This window comes from Ruegeria sp. SCP11 (genome assembly GCF_040329455.1).
In the GTDB taxonomy this organism is placed as follows: Bacteria; Pseudomonadota; Alphaproteobacteria; order Rhodobacterales; family Rhodobacteraceae; genus Ruegeria; species Ruegeria atlantica_E.
The window spans coordinates 75,505-94,263 of sequence record NZ_JBDZYG010000001.1 but is presented as its reverse complement, the minus strand read 5'-3'; the positions used below and the strand labels follow the sequence as shown (position 1 = coordinate 94,263).

The following is an 18,759-nucleotide window of genomic DNA, read 5'->3' as shown; positions in this document are numbered from 1 at the left end:
TAGCATACGAGGCTTCATTTCCGTTTGTTCAATCCCGACGCGCGGTCTCTCGCGCGCGTCGGGACATTGGATTTAAGTATAGCGATAGGGGCGACCAGCCTTGAGCATCTCAGCGTTGTAACGCTTGAATATGTCGACAACCTTTGCCTTGGTTTCGGACTCCGCAGCGATCTCATCCCAGAACTTCACGGCGGCTTCTTCCACGGTTGCCCATTCCTCATCCGGGATAGTAGTCAGCTGCATCTTGGTGCCGTTGACGCGCAGGTTGGCCTCACCGCCCCAATACCACCACTGACGATAGTAGTGCGACTGGTCACAGCAGACCTTGAACAGGGTTTGCAGATCCTCAGGCAACTCGTTCCAACGGTCCATATTGGCAAAGAAGTGCCCCGCCCAAGCGCCCGAGATGTTGTTGGTCAGGAAATAATTGGTCACATCAGCCCAACCGACGGTGTAGTCCTCGGTGATGCCCGACCATGCGATGCCGTCCAACTCGCCGGTTTGAACCGCGACTTCAATGTCCTCCCACGGCAGGGTGACGGGCACCACGCCGAACTGAGACAAGAACCGGCCCGCTGTTGGGAAGGTAAAGACGCGCTTGCCCTGCAGGTCGGCCAAGCTGTTGATCGGGTCTTTAGTGGCAAAGTGGCACGGATCCCATGCACCGGCGCTGATGTGTTTAACGCCGACCTTGGAATATTCTTCGTCCCAGATTTCGTTCAGACCCCACTGGTTGAACAACACAGGCACGTCCAACGAATAACGCGACGCAAATGGGAAATAGCCACCGAACACAGTGACTTCGGTGGGCGACGCCATCGAGTCATCGTCCGATTGAACCGCGTCGATAGTGCCCTTCTGCATGGCACGGAATAGCTCTCCGGTCGGAACCAGTTGATCAGCATAGAACAGCTCGATCTGCATACGGTCACCGGCGATCTGGTTAAACATCTTGATCGCCGGGTCGATCACGTGCTCAGCGAGCGCAGGTCCGGCGTAGGTCTGCATTCGCCAAGTGATAGTGCTTTGCGCCAGCGCAGGTGCGGCCAAAGGTGCAGCGGCAACGCCCACCCCAGCGGTTTGTAAGAACTTACGTCTCGTAGTCATGTCAATTCCTCTCCGTTGAAGTTTCCCGTGCCCATTCGTCGGGCATTCTTATTAATTTCCATAGACATAGCCGGGCAGCCAAAGGGCGATTTCCGGGAATGCCATTATAATAATCAGGGCCAGCACCATCACGCCGACAAAGGGAATGATCGAGCGGTAAATGTCCTTCAGCCCGATCTCGGGCGGCGCCATTGCACGCATCAGAAACAGGTTATAGCCGAAGGGCGGCGTCATATAGGCGATCTGCGTGGTGATCGTGTACAGCACCCCGTACCAGATTAGATCGAACCCCAGTGCACCAACCAGCGGAACGTAAAGCGGGGCTACGATCACCAGCATCGCCGTATCGTCCAAGAATGTACCCATGACGATAAAGCTGAGTTGCATCAGGATCAGGATCATCCAGGGCGACAGGCCCAACTGCTCGGTGAACAGGTTCTCGATGGCTTTCACAGCGCCCAACCCGTCGAACACGGCTCCGAAACCCAGTGCTGCCAAGATAATCCACATGAACATGCACGAGATCGCTAGCGTCTGTTTGGTGCAATCCTCGAAAATCTTCCACGTCATCCGACGTTTAACAACCGACACAACCAGCGCCGTCAGCGCCCCGATGGCCGAGCTTTCCACCAACGAGGTCCAGCCGTTCACAAACGGCACCATCATCGCCGCGAAAATGATCAGTGGCAGAGCCCCAGCCCCCAAAAGTCGTATTTTTTCAGACCACGGCACCTCGTGTGCATCTTCCATCGCCGGACCGAGATGCGGCTGAATGCGGCAGCGGATCCAGATGTACAGGATGAACAAACCGGCCATCAGCAAGCCTGGTACGATACCAGCCAACCACAGCTGCCCAACCGGTTGTCGCGCGATCATGGCGTAGAGCACCAGCACCACTGAAGGCGGCACCAGGATACCCAGACTGGACCCCGCCTGAATGACTCCGGTCACCATTGTCTTGTCATAGCCGCGCCGCAACAGTTCCGGCAACGCAATGGTTGCGCCGATCGCCATGCCCGCAACACTGAGCCCGTTCATGGCCGAAACCAGTACCATCAGGCCGATCGTCCCAATCGCCAACCCGCCATTTACCGGCCCCATCCACACATGGAACATTCGATACAGGTCATCGGCCAGGCGGCTCTCGGACAGCACATAGCCCATGAAGATGAACATCGGCAGCGTCAGTAGCGGGTACCATTTCATTAGCTTCATAGCTGCTGAGAAGGGGATGTCCTGTCCCCCAGTCCCCCAAAGCGCCAATGCGGCGATGGTGGCCACTGCCCCGATCGCGCCAAAAACGCGCTGTCCGGTGAACAGCATCAGCATCATCAGCGCGAACATGAAGATGGCAATAAATTCCTGGCTCATGCCCGTGCCACCCCGATTTCCTGCCCGTTGATCCGGGCTATGTCTTTGAAGAATTCCGATATCGCCTGCAGCAGCATCAGGAAGAAACCAAACACCATGATGGCTTTGACCGGCCAGATATAGGGCCGCCATGCGGTGGAGGAGCGTTCCAGCCGCCCAATCTCCTCGCTGCCCGTTATCAAGCCGGTGAAATAGGACAAAGGCTCATCGCCCCAATATCCAAGGCTATAGGCAGTCGAGCCAAGCCCGCCATAAAACAACACGCCCAGATACAGGATCAGCATGATGACGGTGAAGGCATCGAACCAGGCTTTCTTGTGCGGGCTCCAATTGTGATAGAAAAGGTCCATTCGCACATTCGATCCCAGTTGGATAGAATACGGCCCGCCCACGATGTAATAGGTCACCATCGCGAACTGCGCCATTTCCAGCGTCCACAACGAAGGCAGAAAAAACGTCTTCGAAATCGAGGACCACAGCAGGATACCCATCATCACGAACAGGCCCCACATCATCACTCGGCCGATCCGGTAATTGACCGCATCAACAACTCGAACGTATGCCGCCATCGCCCGGATCACGTCGCACCACCTTCTGGAAACTCGGCCAATATCCGGTTGATCCACGGCACCAGATAATCCGCCATCGCACTTTGCTGATCTGGTGTACGGATCAGATCGTTGCGTATCTCGATCATTACGTTGGGAAGCACGTTCGCATTGGCGTGCGCGTCCAGAGTATGCGCCACCCCGTCGGTGGCCGAATAGGGCTCGTTCAGGCGTGTTACAAATGGTGCGTTCGGTGGGGCCGCTTCCATCATCGCCACTGCAAACCGGTCGTCGCGCCCGTGCAACAGGCCCAGCTCAACATCTCTCTGCTGCCCGTGGTAGACTGGAGTGAAACTATGAACCGTCACCATCAACTTTAGCGAGGAGCGATTTTGCGCAATCTGCGCCGACAGGGCGTCAGAAAACGGAGCATAAACGTTCTCAATCCGTGCTTGCCGCTCTTTCGGTGTCATCGACACGTTGGCGGGTATTTCATACTCCTCGCTTTTGAACGGCATGGCTCCTGGGGCTTCGGGCGGGCGATTGCAGTCATAGACCAGACGAGATACGCCGCCGTAGATCAGGGGCGCGGACATGCGCGCCGCCATATGCTGTGCCACACCCAACGCGCCGGGGTCCCAGGCAATGTGGCTGTCCCGCGCCTCGGCGGTCAGCCCCATATCGCCCAGAAACTCCGGAATGCGGTTCGAGGCATGCTCGCATACCAACAACACCTCAGGCGTTCCGTCCGCTGTATCCGTGTGAACAACAGTTCCGAAGTCCAAAACACCACCCTGTGATTCCGAGAAATAGGTTTGTGGAAAAATTTCCACATGACGCATTCACCTGTCAATAATTTTCCTGTACAAATCCAAACAGACAATTTCGTGCTGAAAAATTCTTCACACAAGCGCGTAAAACTAATGCAGGAGGACTCACACGTGCGGGTGACGGACAGGCTGCTGGCCCATCGGGACGCAATGACCCCGTCTGAGAGGCAATTGATCAGTGTCTTGTTGGACGACTACCCGATGGCAGGCCTGGGTAGCATTACTGAGTTGGCCAGCGCTGCCTCTGTTTCCACCACCACCGTGGCGCGGATGCTGCAGAAAACAGGCTTTGGCGGCTATCCGCAGTTCCAGGCCGCTCTGCGCGGTGAGGTGAAAGAGATGATCTCGGGGCCAGTCGCCAAGCGTGACGTCTGGCAGAACGACCTGCCCGAAGAGCACATCCTGAACCGATATTCCCAACAAGCGCTGGCCAACCAGAAACGCACGATTGATGAAGTTGATCCCGCAGAGTTTGACAGTTTCTGCAGCCTGCTCAGCGACCCTGACCGGCGTATTTTCATTACCGGCGGACGCATTACCGGTACGCTGGCGCAATACCTTTACCTGCATCTGCAGATGATCCGCCCGGATGTCCGGCTGCTACCCTTTGCGGCATCGTGGACGCATGATCTGCTGGATGTGCGCAAAGGCGACGTGCTGATCGCGCTGGATGTTCGACGCTATGAGAACTCGACCATGCTGATCGGGCAGCTGTGTCAGGAACGCGAGGCCGAGATCGTTCTGTTCACCGATCAGTGGCGCTCGCCCATTCACCGGCTGGCCAAACACACCTTTGCGGCTCGGATCGCTGCGCCCTCTGCCTGGGACTCGATGGCCGCCATTCTGATGCTCATGGAATGCGTTATCGCTGAGGTTCAGGAACGCCTGTGGGATTCGGTCAAAGAGCGTACCGACGAGCTGGAACAAGCCTTTGACCGCACCAGGCTGTTCCGGAAATTCGGCCAAAGCTCAGGATCTTAGGTCTGAACCTCTACAACTGACCGTGAGGAGTGTTGCCAGCGTGAAGGCGCGCAGTCACTTTGGTGTCATGACCTTTGTGACCGAAAACCAGTTGCCTCTGCTGATCCTGTTCTTTGTTCTTGGATCCGTCGGCACCGCATTTCTGTTTCGTAAACCGGCCGGACACCGGGCGTGGAAACTGGCCGACCTGGTGTGGGTTGTTCTTGGCGGCATAGGCGCACTGGTGGCGGTTATGGCCGGGCTTTACACCGCTGACAGTTCGCGTCTGGATCGGCAGATCGACGTCGCCTACGCCGCGTCACTGGCCTTTGATCGTGATGCAGCGCGGTTCCGGTTACGCTTCTGCGAACCGGCCTATGATCCGGACACCGCTGTTCTGTGCGACAAGGTCGAATTCCTGTCCGCCTCCACCGCCAGCAATGCCGACCTGCCTTTGTTCATCGCCGTGACCAATGAGGTCGCCCCACTGCAAGGGTTGCATTTCCTGTTCGGGCGACAGGAAAAGGACGAGATGGACCAGATGGCCGCCAAAGCCGACGCGTTCGATATCGACCAGTTTCTGGTCTTTACCACGCTAGACGACGCGACCCGGACCGCCATTGACAGTATGCGCCGCAAGGTGCCCGCCATCGCCGGAGACTACCTGATCCTCGCCCAGAGCTATGACGACCTGATTGAGCAGGTCGGTAAGCTGAAGGATGAATGGGAATACCTGCAAGCCAACGCACATATTCTGGTGTTGCAGATCATCGCGCTATGTCTGGTCAGCTTTGCAGCGCCCTTCCGTCTGGGCAAATCCATTGTTGAACTGCGAACGACCCTCATCGCCGATACGCCTGAGCCAACCGTTCCGGATCAGCCCCCAGAAAATACCGCGTCAGAGTCCACAGGTTCCGTGCGCCCCGACGCAACCACCCCACCTGCGCATAGCGGTCCGCGCTCGTAACGGCTCGGGTGTTCAGCAACGTGAGGCGCGGCAAGCGACGCACCAGAGCGACATCTTCCATCAAGGGTTGGTCCGGGTAGCCTCCGGCTTTGTCATAGACACGACGTGGCACCAGCAACCCCTGATCGCCGTAGGGAAGCCCAAAAAACCGACTGCGTAGATTGGCCCAGCCCGCGACCCAACTCGGCCAGAACCCTTTCGCCCTAAAGGCCAAACAAAAAGCGGCGGGTTTACCCGAGGACAGATGCTCTCCCACCTCTTTGCTCCACCCTTCCTGCAACACGGTGTCGGCATGCAGGATCAACAACCACTCGCCCTTGGCCACCGCACAGCCGCGCCGCAACTGCCCCCCGCGAGAAGGCGTGCCGGTCACGATCTTTGCCCCGGCCTCATCCGCAATTTCAACGGTCGGGTCGGTGGAACCACCATCGGTCACGATCAACTCTCGGATCAACCCGGTGTGCAGCCCCTCCATCAGGGAGGGCAACGACTCTGAGAGGGCTTCACCCGCGTTCAGGGTTGGAATTACGATGCTGATCGGTGCTGGCAAGGCGGATACCCTCTGGTCATGGCGACGCGATCTCCTATATCACGGGGCCAAGGGAAAAGACGAGGACCGCCCATGCCCAATCGCCGTATTCTGCGCCTGAGTGGCTCGGACACAGACAGCTTTCTACAAGGGCTGGTGACCAATGATACTGCCGGGTTGGACAATGGGCTGGTCTACGCGGCCTTGCTTACCCCGCAGGGCAAGTATCTCGCGGATTTCTTTCTGAAACGCGACGGCGAGACGGTCTTGCTGGACGTGGCCGAAGAAATCGCGGACGGTTTCGTCAAAAGGTTGAGCATGTACAAACTGCGCGCCGATGTTGCGATTGAAGACAGCGGTCTAAACATGCAACGCGGAACCGGCCCGGCGCCCGAAGGCGCCCTGCCCGACCCGCGACATAAGGATATGGGCTGGCGCGCCTATACCACGGAACCCGAAGGCGACGACGGAACCGACTGGGACGCCATCCGTGTGCGGCACTGCATCCCCGAAACCGGGATTGAGCTCACTCCCGACAGCTATATCCTCGAATCTGGGTTCGAAGCTCTGAATGGCGTAGATTTCAAAAAAGGCTGCTATGTCGGGCAGGAAGTCACTGCGCGGATGAAGCACAAGACCGAACTACGCAAAGGCCTGCGCAGCGTGCGGGTTGACGGCTCAGCCCCTGTCGGAACCGAGATTACATTCGGTGGCAAACCGGCAGGCACGCTGTTTACGCAATCCAACGGTCTTGGGATCGCCTATCTGCGTTTTGACCGTGCCACTGGCGACATGCAGGCCGCCGACGCAACGGTCACTCTTCAGGCGTAGATGTTGCCAATCCGGCACGGCTGCCCCCTGACTGCACCGGTACGGTTTGTACGCAGCCAGCGTCGCTGCCAAAGTGGCGCCAGTTCACTGAACGGATGCGTATATGTTGAGGTTATACAGCGCGATCTGGCGCGCGAGCGCCGGGCGGCAGGTCATCCTTATTGCTTTGTCGATTGCCATCGCCGCCCTGGCGGCGGTGCCGTTGGAGTTTCAGCGCGATATCATCAACCACCTGACCGCTGACGACGTCAGCACAGATCGGTTGATCTATCTGGGCACAGGCATGATGTCAGTCATCCTCCTGAGCCTCGCCTTGAAATGGCTGCTGGGTTTTCGCGCAGGCACGCTTGGCGAGGATATAGTCCGCCTGATCCGCCAGCGGCTTTTGGTGCGCGCCGCCGATATCCGTGAGACCGGAGAAACGGTGCGCAAGGGCACCATGACCACCGCCATCTCGGCCGAGGCTGAGGAGCTGGGTAAGTTCGCCGGGGGGGCGTTCTCGGACCCCGTTGTACAGATTGGCACGCTGATCAGCGTAATAGGTTATATCTCGTCAACACAGCCAGGCTTGGGCATGATTGCTTTTTCGATGATTGTCCCGCAGATCGTCATCGTGCTGATCTCACAGCGCAAGGTGAACATCTTTGTGGCCGAGCGCGTTCGAATTTTGCGTAGCGCCACCGATAAGCTGACGATTGAAGACATCAACGATGTGGCACGTGATGTCGAAACCCAATTTGACGATATCTACGAAACCCGCCGACGTATGTTTCTGTGGAAACTATCCGCCAAGTTTCTGCTGAGCGTCATCAACGGCGCGGGCACCGTCGGCGTTCTGATGTTGGGAGGCTGGCTGGTTTTGCAGGGACGCACGGATGTCGGCACTGTTGTAGCTGCGGTCAGCGGCCTCGGCCGAATTCAAGGGCCAACCGCCTTTCTGATCGCGTTCTACCGGCAGGTCAGCGCCAACCGCATTAAATATGAGCTGATGCTGGAACTCTTTGGCCCCAATCCGGAACGCTATCGGTATTTGAAGGGCCGGCATTAAAAAAACCGCGCGGCTCGCGCCGTCGCGGTCTTAGGATAGTTCAACCGAACGTGGGCTTATGCGCGCTCGGAATATTCCATGGTTTCGGTGTTCACCACGATCATTTCATCCTGACCAATGAAGGGCGGCACCATGACCTTAACACCATTGTCCAGGATCGCCGGCTTAAACGAGTTCGCAGCGGTCTGGCCTTTCACGACCGGCTCTGTCTCGACGATCTTGCAGGTCACTTTTTGCGGCAGCGTGGCGTTCAGCGCCTCGGATTCGTAAAACTCGACAACAATTGTCATGCCGTCCTGCAGAAACGGGCGGCGCTCGCCCAGCAGTTCAGCGGGCAGTTCGATCTGCTCGTAGGTCTCAGAGTCCATGAACACCAGCATGCCATCAGATTCGTACAGGAATTGCTGATCTTTCTGTTCCAGGCGCACGCGCTCTACTTTGTCCGCCGAACGGAACCGTTCGTTCAATTTCGAGCCATTGCGCAGGTTGCGCAGTTCGACCTGCGCAAAAGCACCGCCTTTACCGGGCTTTACATGGTCAACTTTAACAGCTGCCCACAGCCCGTCGTTATGCTCAAGCACATTGCCGGGGCGAATTTCGTTCCCATTTATCTTGGGCATACCATAAATCCTTCACAAACGGTTGATGCGTCAGTTCCCGTCCCTATATCTGGCAGGACACCACCTGACAAGACAACGAGACCTAGTGCTGCACTTGCAGCAAGCCATGCACATGACGCAACGCAACTATGCATTTTAGCTGTATCCGAATCACGCCGAATAGGTCATAAGGACCGTCACGCCGAAAATGCAAGAGCAAGAACAACAAGGAAGACGAGATGAGAGATTTCGTTGACGGCACTGCCTTTAACAATGAGCAAGGCAATCGTGCACGCAAACTTTTCGCGGCCGTTGTGTTGGCTGCATTGGATGACGCTATCGCCGATGACAAGAAATACGGCAATGGCCCTGAACAAATCGCCCGTTGGGCGCGCTCACGCGATGGTCGCGAAGTGCTGTCCTGCGCGGGTATCGACCCGAACGAACGGGTTGTCAGCGGACTGATGGAGTTCGTTGGTCGTGGCGTGCGTACCTCGGTCGCACTGTCGCGTGAAGAAAGCGAGCGTCGCAACGCTGCTCAGCAAGCTGAAGCCGCCTGATCAAAGGCGACCTCTGACGGAAAAAGCGCGCTCCCGTACATCGGGGCGCGCTTTTCTTTTGCGCCGGTCAGAAAAACAGAAGCCATTGGCGGGCGACCCATAACTCGACCACCAGAAGCGAGGTAAAGAACAGCTTGGCAGCCACCGACAGCCCCCTGTTCCACAGCACCACATAAGACCCCACGCAGATCGCCACAGATACCGGCACGACCAAAAGCGCGTGGTGCGCGCTGTTCCAATAGCTGACCGGGCTGTGAAAGACCCAATCGCTCAGTGGCCAAAACTGCGGCCGACCGTCGTCCGCATGCACCGCGAAATCCATCGCCAGATGCAACAGGCCAGCGGACGCGGTCACCGTCAGAAACCGCCATCCGCGCCAAAGCCCAAACGCCAGTGCCACCCCCCACAAAATAAAAGAATTGTCGATTGCAAACACCGTCTGCCAGGCGGGGGAAAAATAAAGTTCGTCAAAAACTACCTGCGGCGGGATGCGTAGAATGAACAGGGATACCCCGACCATGACAAACAGTGACAGGTCAGGCAGCAACGATCCAAGCATCGCAGCCCAGAGAATTGCTCCCCGTGCAGGCCGCGCAAATGCCGCGGCACCGATCAAAAGATGCGAGGGCGTGTTCATCCGGGGCTTTCCCTTTGGCCTCAAATCAGGTCATGTGCGCGTCAACGTATAGGAGACGGCCATGGTTCGCGCCATCATGATTCAGGGCACTGGCAGCAATGTCGGGAAATCGGTTTTAGTGGCCGGACTGGCGCGTGCCTATACGCGGCGAGGGCTGAAGGTTGCGCCGTTCAAGCCACAGAACATGTCGAACAACGCGGCCGTAACCGAAAACGGCGGAGAGATTGGTCGCGCTCAGGCTCTGCAGGCCCGCGCGGCGAAACGCCCGACTCACACGGATATGAACCCGATTCTGCTGAAACCGGAAACTGACACCGGCGCGCAGATTATTGTTCAGGGCCAACGCGCGGGCACAATGAAGGCGGGTGACTATCGCAAGGATAAGTCCAAACTTCTGGGGGCGGCGCTGGAGAGCTTTGACCGCCTGTGCGGCGATGCCGATCTTGTGTTGATCGAAGGCGCGGGCAGCCCGGCTGAGACCAACCTGCGCAACGGTGACATCGCCAATATGGGGTTTGCCTGCGCTGCCGAAGTGCCTGTGGTTCTGGTCGGAGACATACACCGCGGTGGCGTGATCGCTCAGATCGTAGGAACCCAGGCCGTGTTGAACGCGGGCGATCTAGAGATGATCAAGGGCTTTGCCGTGAACCGGTTCAAGGGCGATGTATCCTTGTTCGACGAGGGGCGCGACGACATTGTTGCGCGCACTGGCTGGCCCTGTCTGGGCGTTGTGCCGTGGTTCCATGACGCGTGGAAACTGCCCGCCGAGGATATGATGGATATCCGCTCACACAGCGGCGGTGCATGTAAGGTCGTTGTGCCGCAACTCGAGCGGATGGCCAATTTCGACGATCTGGACCCGCTGTCAGCCGAACCCGGTGTTACGGTCGAGATCATCCCCGCCGGACGCCCCCTTCCTGGCGATGCCGATCTCGTCCTGTTGCCAGGCAGCAAATCCACGATCGGTGATCTGGCCTATTTCCGGGCGCAGGGTTGGGATGTCGACCTGTACGCTCATGTTCGCAGGGGCGGTCATGTGCTGGGCCTGTGCGGCGGTTTTCAAATGTTGGGCAAATCCATCTGCGACCCCGAGGGCGTCGATGGTCACCCCGGCACGGTCCAGGGGCTTGGGCTGTTGGATGTAACCACCGTCATGGCTGGTGAAAAGACGGTTACCCTTCGCACGGCTCGTACCGTTCCGGACAACGATCCGGTGACAGGCTACGAAATTCACATGGGTCGCACAGAAGGGCCGGATTGCAGCCGCGCATGGCTTGAGATTGAAAATCGCCCCGAAGGAGCCGCCGATCAAACTGGACGGATTCTCGGCAGCTATCTGCATGGAATCTTCTCTTCCGACGAATTCCGCGCCCGCTATCTGAAGCAGCTGGGTGCCGTTTCGGATTTGTCCTATGAGGATAGCGTCGAGGACACGCTTGACGCTCTGGCCGACCATCTGGAACAGCATATGGATCTGGATCAGCTACTTGAACTGGCCCGAGTTCCGAAGCGAGCGTAAGGCTTAATCCAGTTTCTGCTCGGCCAATGCCCGATAAATCTCGCGTCTCACCATCTTGCGGACGTTCCGGGTGATGCGCTGACCCAGCACACCTTGCAACTCTTCCCGTACGACCTGAGCAATCAGACTGCGCAACATATCCTCGTCTAAAGTCAACGAGGCAGTCTTCACCTTTCCCTCATCGAGTTTGGGTTCCTCGGCAGATGCTTGCCGAGGGCTTCTGACAAATGTCGCAATGGGGGCAGGTTCGGGCTCCTCTTGCACCGATTTTTTTTCGACCGTCGAATCTGTAGCGACCGGGGGTTTGGAGTCGATTAGGGCAAATTCTTCCTCGGCGCCCCAAACCAACGTCCCGTTCGGCGTTCCAGCATATTCGTCGTCACTGTCGCCGTCCGGCTCCCACTGATCTTCGGTTTTCGCGATTGCGGTTTCCAAAGCCTCAATTTTTGCACTCAAGCTTCCAACCGGGTCACTCTTCGGTGCGGGGTGAGGTTGCTGTGCGTCGGCTGGCTCCGCGTGCTGAACAATGTCGCAGGCCCTCAGAATCATCGGCTTAACCGAGTCTTCCACCCGGTATGGCGCTTCTTCCTTGGGGAAATGCGTCGGGTCTTCAACACCCGCATCCTCGCCGACCCGCAATGCGTCGGTCAAAACCAACCTGCCGGGTTTTCGTGTTATGGTTGTCGATTGCACGGCCTTAGATTTTCGGCCTTCTTCGTTAACCAAACGCTTGATCGAGGACAAGACGTCCTCGATTCCCGTTCGTACGACTTTATCCGTCATTGTTCTCTACCGCTCTATCCTCAAGAGCGAGTGTAGCCAAACAAGGCGGACCTCACAACAGGTAGTGTTGGAGCATTAATCCCGACGCAACGCTTTGAGGACGCGGTCCAGATCCCTGCTCTGCTTGCTGACCTGTGCCGGTGCGTTCTTGACCAGGTTGTAGTAGAGGGTCGGGTCATAGATTTGCACCGCCAAACCCAGACGCTCAGCCGTCAAAATACCTTGCGCCTGCAGCAATTGATACGCTGCCCGGGAACGTTCAGTACGCGATGCAACTTCGGCCAATTGAGCATCCAGCAGGTCTTGCTGCGCGTTCAGAACGTCCAGAGTAGTCCGCGCACCCAGAGTTGCTTCCTCGCGGATACCGTCAAAAGCAACCTGCGATGCACGTACGCGTTCGGTCGACGCCCGCAGGCTGGCACTGGCGGCCTGAAATGCCGCATAAGCATCCGCAACCCCTTGGGTGATGTCCTTCTGCACGTTTAGTAGGTTGGCGCGCGATGCGTCCCGTGTTGCCATGGCCCGACGGACACTGGCTGCCAGACGGCCACCGGCATAGATCGGCTGGTTGAAACGCAGCGCGATGGTCGCATCTTCGAGGCTGTCATCGTTGTCATAGCTTTCGCGGATGCCTGCATCTGCGTTCAGGCTGACATTCGGACCAAGGTTGGCACGTTCTTGCTGAACCACCAGATCCAGCGCACGCACCTGGTGCTGCGCCGACAGGATCGCCGGATGATTGCGCTGCGCCAGGCTGACGGCCTCAGCTTCCGACCGAGGCAGATTCGGCAGGCTCGGTTGACCGGCTGTGCGCCCGGGCTGTTTCCCTACGGCGTTGACGTATTCCGCCTGCGCAATGCTCAAGTTACCACGTGCAACCGCAAGATCCGCTTGTGAGCTGGCCAGCTGCGCTTCGGACAGCGCGACGTCCGTTCGGGTCACTTCGCCTACGTCAAAGCGGTCCTGAGATGCACGCAGTTCCTCAGCCGACACATCGACGTTGTTCAACCGAATCTGCACTGTTTCTTCCTGCAGCAAGACGCCCAAATAGGCGTTCAGGCCACGGAACAGAACCTGCTGTTCGACATCAAGAAGAGACTGCCGCGTCGCCAGTACCGTTTCCTGCGCCGACTGCTTGCCCAATACCGAGAAGCCGCCATCATAGATCAGTTGGCTCAACGTGAGTCCCGTGAAAAAGCTGGTAGGCTCATTTCTGACGACGCCCAAGTCTGTAGAATTGCGCGTATAGTCCTGACTGACTTCCACCGCCCAGTTAATGATCGGTCGCAGCGCCGACAGCGCAATCGCAACATCTTCGTCGGCCGCACGCAACAGCGCCCGGTTCTGCTCCAGCAAACCGCTGGTGTTATAAGCCCCGATAAAGGCATCGGTCAGGTTATCCGCCCAAACCGCACGCCCTGGAATAGCACTCAGCGCTATACCCGCCGTTAGTGCCAAAGCCTTCACAAACTTCGTCCCCGTCCTTGCACGCATAACGAAATCCTTCTCAAATCAAAATTACGCTGCCCTGACCGCAGTTTGCGCGTATGTGTTCAACTAATCAAGGCAGCTTTGTAATATGCACAAGAACTATAGCGAAAATGCACACTCCGTGTAAAATGCTTTCAAAATCGGGGCATTAGCATTGAACGCATGACGCCAGGTCAACTTGCCGCCAGATTTATGACCGATCCGAACCGTACCGAGCTCGCCCTCGACGAACAGGCAGGCGATGCGGCCGTGGTCCTTCAATTGTGCGATTAGTGCATCAGGCACCTGCTCAACCCCACCCTGAATCATGATGACGTCATAAGGACCATGCTCGGTGGCACCCTGCTCAAGCGGACCCACATGCACAATCGCGTTATCTGCGTCCGCCTCCATCAGGATAGTCTGAGCTTCGGCAGCAAGGGCTTCATCCTCTTCGACAGCAACCACCAATTGCGCCATACGCGCTGCAACGGCCGTGGAATACCCCAGCCCCGGGGCAATATCCAAAACGACCTCGCCATTCGAGATATTCAAGACGTCGAGCATTTTGGCGAGCGTACGCGGCTCGAGCAGACAGCGCCCCTCGCCAAGATCAATCACACCTTCGGCATAGGCGGCTTCGCGCTGCGCATCGGGCACGAAATTCTCGCGCTGGACAGTCAGCATAGCGTCAATGATAGGAAATTTCGTTACATCGGAAGGTCGAACTTGTGTATCAACCATCGTGCGGCGCCGGGTTGCGAAATCTGTCATTGGATCGCTCACTTTAAGTCCCAAGTATGCCCGGTTTGTGCCATATCCAGATTAAACCGGCAACGGCTGTAACGCTGAAAGCTCTAAAGGAAAGCAAGATCTTGGGATGGCATTGCGCCGCATGCCAGAAAAAGGGAATTGGATTTTTGTACCCTACCCACTGGACGCCCCAGACGAAAGGTGTTAAAACGCCGCCCACACCACGGCAAGTATTTGATATTACTTGAAAAGGCGAGTTGGCGGAGTGGTGACGCAGCGGATTGCAAATCCGTGTACACCGGTTCGATTCCGGTACTCGCCTCCACAACATATTGTAAAATCCGCCAAATTTACCCCCACCAACACAAGATATAGCCGCGCGACTTTCGTGCACAATTCGTACACAGTCCGCGTGCAGATTCGACTGCATTTTTTGACCTTTTGCCGTATACTGAGAAAAAACAGGCAACTAGGCGAAGCAGCACGCGATGAGCTACGGCGTTACCACTGAAAATGTGCACAAAAAACTGAAGTTGGATAAGCGCCAGGGCAGCGAAAATTGGTACGTGCGGCTTACTTTGGACAACGGCAAACGTGTTGTGAAAAGCACAAAGACGGACGACTTAGAAGAAGCAAAAGAACGCGCTATTGAATTGTACCACGAAACCAAAGCGCGCATTAAAAACCACCTCCCCGCTCAAACCCGCAAATTCAAGCATGTTGCACAGTATGCCATTGAGAGAATGCAGCGCGAACTTGATGAGGGTGGCGGCAAGCAAGCTTACAAGGATTACTTCTCAGCGCTGCGTATTTGGCTCATCCCGTACTTTGGCAATACGGATGTAGCAAAGATAGATTTGGCTGCGCTGACGGCTTTTGACGCGTGGCGTACTGAGACGAACAAAAAACCATTCTCACAAAGCGGCATCAATAATCACAATGCAGCGCTGAACAGAGTTTTGGATGAAGCAGAGCTGCACGGCTGGATCGTAAAATCCATGCGCCCCACTCTGCTAAACAAAGGCGTCAAAAGCGAAAGCAGAGGCAGCTTCACGGACGCTGAGAATAAAAAAATCTATACGGCACTGCGCACTTGGCACAAAAAGACGAAAGATAAAAAAGCAGCAGCAACGCGCGAGGTGCTACGCAACTATGTGCTGTTTCTCGCAAACACTGGCGTGCGACACGGCACAGAAGCATTAGGGCTGCGTTGGCGCAACATCGAATGGCAGGAAAAAGACGGCGAGCGTTACCTTCTTGTGAACGTAGACGGGAAAACGCGAAAGAGAAGCGCAGTGGCGCGAGACACAGTGGAAGGCTACTTGGACAGACAAAGTAAGCTGAACCCTGCTCTCAGCTACGACAGCTTCGCTCAGCTCGTCGCAGCCAAATCCAACGAACATGTATTCAAGACGCGCTTAGGCGCAGTTGCAAACATCGCGAGCTTAAACCGCGCATTTAATGCGCTGCTGGATGACTTGGGTTTGAAAGCTGGCGCTGACGGCAAATCCCGCACTCTGTACAGCTTGCGGCACTACTACGCGACACGCGACTTGAAGCGCGGCATCAGCACACACGCTTTGAGCAAACAAATGGGCAACAGCACGGCGATGTTGGACAAGCACTACAGCAAATACAGCCCCTTGCTAAACGCTGAAATGCACAGCGGACGCGACATGCGAAAAAGCCCAAAGAAAGAGGCAACGCCAAACAACGGCGGAGTGGTGGAAACGGCGTTCAATATGCTTACAGCGGGTAAACTAGATGAAACTGGGCTGCTGGCAGCTTTGGGCGTTGAACGACAGAACTACGTGGTGACGGAAGAGATTGCGATGAAAGCGCTGGCAGCAAAGAATGACGACTTGATAAAGGGTGATACATTACTGCGGATACTGAACGGCTAAGACACTGAAATGAAAAATTGGATAGCTGAAAAATTCCTGCGCCATGAAATCTGGGCGCTGCGATGGAGCAATAAGCTGCCTATTTTTGCCCTGTTTTTCACTGGAACGCTGTGGATATGGGGTCTTTTGCCTGTGCTACTGCTAGCTCCAATCTTTCTTATTCTAATAGACAAGGTGCCCTTAGTCTTTGTCTTAATTGGCTTTCCAATTGGGCTTGCGGCGTTGTTCTTCATAACGCCGTGGTTCTTTCGTTGGTATTTTGTGGCTGTTGGCTTGATGTTTGGCAATCAGCGTTTGGCAAACAGGAAGCAGCTTGATGTCGAAAAGCGGCTTCAAGACCTACGATAATACTGCATAGAAAACAGAACGTCGAAAAACTAATCACTCCAGCGCTTGTTTTGGGCGGTCAGCGAGTGTCGCAAAACGCTCGCGTCGACCAAAACGTCTTACTTTGCCTTCCTGCGCTGTGTCGCCTTCGCAATCGCCTCGTCAAGTTCGCCAGCTTCCGTCGCCGCTTTCAACACGCTCAACGCGCTAGCAATGTCTTTCGAAGTCTTCACAAATACTGCGTTTCCATTGCCAATCGCCAGCGCCTTGTTTCCGTATTTGCACTGCACGTACCAACCGCCGTCTTGTTCAAAAAGACGAACTAGAAGCCTATCTGCTTGAACGTCACAAGATCGCGGAAATTGCGGGCAACGAAGCATTCCCAGCAAAATGTTAGGTTTCCAATAATATCTAACTTTTTCACTGAACAGCTATTGATCTCAGTGGTTTAGCATCAGCGCCTTTTTCGATCGCTTGGCAAAATGTGTGGCTTTACAATGGATTGCAACGAAACCACACACTTAGGCTGAAACATGAAACAAGCAAAGCTACTGACGCAAGCGGAACAGAAACGCGTTTATGCAGTCATAGATGCCCATCGCTACAGCGCCCGCAACCGCGCCATCTTCGCATTCAGCTTTTTTGCAGGGTTGCGCGCATGTGAGATTGCAGGATTGAACGTTGGTGATGTTTTTGACGCAAGCGGCAACCCGCGTGACACAGTTTTTCTTGCGGCAGCACAAACCAAGGGCGATGAAGCAGGAACAATTCTTGTCAGCAATAGGTTGAGCAAAGCTCTTACTGTGTACGCAAACACCCATCCCCATCACGTTGGCAAACCTGACGCTCCATTGTTCTTCAGTGCAAAACGCGGCGGGTTCAGCCCTCAGACGATTGTGAACCTGTTTGCCAAATTTTATGCAGCGGCAGGCATTAAGGGCGCTAGCTCGCACAGCGGACGCAGGCAGTTTTTGACGGAGCTTGCGGACAAGGGAGTGAACGTGCGGGTAATACAGGCCCTGGCACGGCACAAAGACATAAGTACAACGCAACGCTACATTGACTACAACGAAAGCAAACTTCGCAACGCCATTGAGCTAATCTAGTCAGTAGCTACTCTCACTCCATCAGTTGTGCTGTCAGAACCTACAAACGTGCGGCCGTTGTAATCCCAAGAAGTAATCCATGGAAACCACCTAGAGAATTTTGTTGCAGCGAGAAATTCTCGAAGTACTAGTTTCTAAATCAAACGCTTGGATGCAGTACCCTTTGTAAAAACTCCCGTCGCCACCAGATGTACGCAATACCCAAAGCTGCCTGCCGCTTGCAACTCCAGTGGCCACCGCATCCAATACCACCCCCTCACCTTTCACAGCGGGAACGGTTATTGATTTACCTGCACGAAAGCCCCTCTTTGCTTTGTTCAAAAACACTTTCGTAGGTGCAGAGTTGCCAAATTCATGTCCTCCCACAAACAAGTCAAAACGTCCGTCGCCATCAACATCAGGAAGCTCAACTGTAAAGAAGTCTCCTCGCTTTTTTAGCTCTGACGGTACCGTCTTAGTCGTGACACGAAATCCACCTTTGCCGTCCCCCAGCCACACTCGCACGGGGCGCTCATCAAAGTTGTTTGTAACAATCACATCTGGGTTCCCGTCACCATTAAAATCCGCAGATGCTCCGCTATGAAAGAAGCCAACATCATTTGCAGCGTCCCGTATTGCGTAGCTACCATCTGGTTGGCTCAGTACGATTTTGTTTCGTTCACCTGGATATGGCCGCTTATCCCAACCGTGACAGACAACGAAGACATCCAACTGCCCGTCGCGGTTGTAGTCATTCACAACTGCTTTACGTGGATGAATACATCCCCTGCCCGCACCCGCTAACAGCTTCGTGGACCTTTTGTAGCCGCCGCTACCAGCACCCAAGAACAACACGAAGTCGCTCTTGCTCGCAGTGCTAGGAGTTTGACTAAAGTTGTATTTTTGCTGAGCGGCAAAGTAGTCCAGCCGT

General features: G+C 55.8%; 19 protein-coding genes, 1 tRNA gene and 1 pseudogene. 10 read left to right on the top strand and 11 right to left on the bottom strand.

Annotation, left to right across the window (positions count from 1 at the left end):
* Positions 1-72: 72 nt before the first annotated feature.
* Genes ABLN94_RS00460 through ABLN94_RS00445 form a run of 4 tightly spaced genes read right to left on the bottom strand, consistent with a single transcriptional unit; the run spans position 73 to position 3,859 of the window.
* A complete protein-coding gene (locus ABLN94_RS00460) occupies positions 73-1,107 on the bottom strand; it encodes a TRAP transporter substrate-binding protein (protein ID WP_170490594.1) in 1,035 nt (344 codons plus the stop codon).
* A 51-nt stretch (positions 1,108-1,158) separates the two neighbouring features.
* Complete coding sequence (locus ABLN94_RS00455; RefSeq protein ID WP_352988147.1) at positions 1,159-2,478, bottom strand: TRAP transporter large permease; 1,320 nt, start codon at positions 2,476-2,478, stop codon at positions 1,159-1,161.
* Positions 2,475-3,059: a TRAP transporter small permease subunit gene (locus ABLN94_RS00450; protein WP_352988145.1), complete on the bottom strand. Its 585-nt coding sequence runs from the start codon at positions 3,057-3,059 to the stop codon at positions 2,475-2,477. The genes ABLN94_RS00455 and ABLN94_RS00450 overlap by 4 nt, the downstream gene beginning before the upstream one ends.
* On the bottom strand, positions 3,056-3,859 hold the full coding sequence (locus ABLN94_RS00445) for an N-formylglutamate amidohydrolase (protein WP_352988144.1): 804 nt from the start codon (positions 3,857-3,859) through the stop codon (positions 3,056-3,058). The genes ABLN94_RS00450 and ABLN94_RS00445 overlap by 4 nt, the downstream gene beginning before the upstream one ends.
* A 90-nt stretch (positions 3,860-3,949) precedes the next feature.
* On the opposite strand from ABLN94_RS00445, the gene ABLN94_RS00440 reads away from it, so the two are divergent.
* Together ABLN94_RS00440 and ABLN94_RS00435 are read left to right on the top strand one after the other, a co-directional pair.
* Positions 3,950-4,837 carry a MurR/RpiR family transcriptional regulator gene (locus ABLN94_RS00440; protein WP_170490585.1) on the top strand — a complete coding sequence of 296 codons (888 nt, stop codon included), beginning with the start codon at positions 3,950-3,952 and terminating at the stop codon, positions 4,835-4,837.
* 67 nt (positions 4,838-4,904) lie between these two features.
* Positions 4,905-5,651 (top strand): annotated as a pseudogene (locus tag ABLN94_RS00435) (hypothetical protein); the annotation flags it as partial.
* A 7-nt stretch (positions 5,652-5,658) separates the two neighbouring features.
* On the opposite strand, the gene ABLN94_RS00430 reads toward ABLN94_RS00435, so the two are convergent.
* The gene (locus tag ABLN94_RS00430; protein ID WP_352988142.1) at positions 5,659-6,333 is read right to left on the bottom strand and encodes a TIGR04283 family arsenosugar biosynthesis glycosyltransferase; all 675 of its coding nucleotides are present in this window, start codon (positions 6,331-6,333) and stop codon (positions 5,659-5,661) included.
* Between the two features lie 72 nt (positions 6,334-6,405).
* Between ABLN94_RS00430 and ABLN94_RS00425 the strand changes: the two genes are divergently transcribed.
* Both ABLN94_RS00425 and ABLN94_RS00420 read left to right on the top strand, forming a co-directional pair.
* Positions 6,406-7,143, top strand: coding sequence for a YgfZ/GcvT domain-containing protein (locus ABLN94_RS00425; RefSeq protein WP_352988140.1), 738 nt, complete (start codon positions 6,406-6,408; stop codon positions 7,141-7,143).
* 103 nt (positions 7,144-7,246) lie between these two features.
* Positions 7,247-8,191 carry an ABC transporter transmembrane domain-containing protein gene (locus ABLN94_RS00420; RefSeq protein WP_352988138.1) on the top strand — a complete coding sequence of 315 codons (945 nt, stop codon included), beginning with the start codon at positions 7,247-7,249 and terminating at the stop codon, positions 8,189-8,191.
* Positions 8,192-8,247: 56 nt separating this feature from the next.
* Here ABLN94_RS00420 and efp read toward each other — a convergent pair whose 3' ends face one another.
* Positions 8,248-8,811: an elongation factor P gene (efp, locus tag ABLN94_RS00415; protein WP_170325421.1), complete on the bottom strand. Its 564-nt coding sequence runs from the start codon at positions 8,809-8,811 to the stop codon at positions 8,248-8,250.
* A gap of 218 nt (positions 8,812-9,029) precedes the next feature.
* Between efp and ABLN94_RS00410 the strand changes: the two genes are divergently transcribed.
* Positions 9,030-9,350: a DUF6280 family protein gene (locus ABLN94_RS00410; RefSeq protein ID WP_037310273.1), complete on the top strand. Its 321-nt coding sequence runs from the start codon at positions 9,030-9,032 to the stop codon at positions 9,348-9,350.
* A gap of 67 nt (positions 9,351-9,417) precedes the next feature.
* Here ABLN94_RS00410 and ABLN94_RS00405 read toward each other — a convergent pair whose 3' ends face one another.
* Complete coding sequence (locus tag ABLN94_RS00405; RefSeq protein ID WP_352988136.1) at positions 9,418-9,987, bottom strand: cobalamin biosynthesis protein CobQ; 570 nt, start codon at positions 9,985-9,987, stop codon at positions 9,418-9,420.
* Between the two features lie 61 nt (positions 9,988-10,048).
* On the opposite strand from ABLN94_RS00405, the gene ABLN94_RS00400 reads away from it, so the two are divergent.
* Positions 10,049-11,506 carry a cobyric acid synthase gene (locus tag ABLN94_RS00400; RefSeq protein ID WP_352988134.1) on the top strand — a complete coding sequence of 486 codons (1,458 nt, stop codon included), beginning with the start codon at positions 10,049-10,051 and terminating at the stop codon, positions 11,504-11,506.
* A 3-nt stretch (positions 11,507-11,509) separates the two neighbouring features.
* Here the strand turns inward: ABLN94_RS00400 and ABLN94_RS00395 are convergent, their stop codons facing one another.
* The 3 genes from ABLN94_RS00395 to ABLN94_RS00385 all read right to left on the bottom strand — a co-directional run bounded on the left by ABLN94_RS00395 (position 11,510) and on the right by ABLN94_RS00385 (position 14,533).
* Complete coding sequence (locus ABLN94_RS00395) at positions 11,510-12,289, bottom strand: hypothetical protein (RefSeq protein ID WP_352988133.1); 780 nt, start codon at positions 12,287-12,289, stop codon at positions 11,510-11,512.
* A gap of 75 nt (positions 12,290-12,364) precedes the next feature.
* Positions 12,365-13,783 (bottom strand): TolC family outer membrane protein, encoded by a 1,419-nt coding sequence (locus ABLN94_RS00390; RefSeq protein WP_170490564.1) that lies wholly within the window; start codon positions 13,781-13,783, stop codon positions 12,365-12,367.
* Between the two features lie 96 nt (positions 13,784-13,879).
* The gene (locus tag ABLN94_RS00385) at positions 13,880-14,533 is read right to left on the bottom strand and encodes a protein-L-isoaspartate O-methyltransferase family protein (protein ID WP_352988131.1); all 654 of its coding nucleotides are present in this window, start codon (positions 14,531-14,533) and stop codon (positions 13,880-13,882) included.
* Positions 14,534-14,763: 230 nt separating this feature from the next.
* Here ABLN94_RS00385 and ABLN94_RS00380 point away from each other — a divergent pair.
* The 4 genes from ABLN94_RS00380 to ABLN94_RS00365 all read left to right on the top strand — a co-directional run bounded on the left by ABLN94_RS00380 (position 14,764) and on the right by ABLN94_RS00365 (position 17,849).
* A tRNA-Cys gene (locus ABLN94_RS00380) sits at positions 14,764-14,837 on the top strand.
* Positions 14,838-15,000: 163 nt separating this feature from the next.
* Entirely contained in the window at positions 15,001-16,416 is a 1,416-nt protein-coding gene (locus ABLN94_RS00375; protein ID WP_352988129.1) for a tyrosine-type recombinase/integrase, read from the top strand.
* 9 nt (positions 16,417-16,425) lie between these two features.
* A complete protein-coding gene (locus ABLN94_RS00370; protein WP_352988128.1) occupies positions 16,426-16,764 on the top strand; it encodes a hypothetical protein in 339 nt (112 codons plus the stop codon).
* A 512-nt stretch (positions 16,765-17,276) separates the two neighbouring features.
* Positions 17,277-17,849 (top strand): tyrosine-type recombinase/integrase, encoded by a 573-nt coding sequence (locus ABLN94_RS00365; protein WP_352988126.1) that lies wholly within the window; start codon positions 17,277-17,279, stop codon positions 17,847-17,849.
* Positions 17,850-17,939: 90 nt separating this feature from the next.
* Here the strand turns inward: ABLN94_RS00365 and ABLN94_RS00360 are convergent, their stop codons facing one another.
* Positions 17,940-18,587 carry an FG-GAP repeat domain-containing protein gene (locus ABLN94_RS00360; RefSeq protein WP_352988124.1) on the bottom strand — a complete coding sequence of 216 codons (648 nt, stop codon included), beginning with the start codon at positions 18,585-18,587 and terminating at the stop codon, positions 17,940-17,942.
* Between the last annotated feature and the right edge of the window lie 172 nt (positions 18,588-18,759).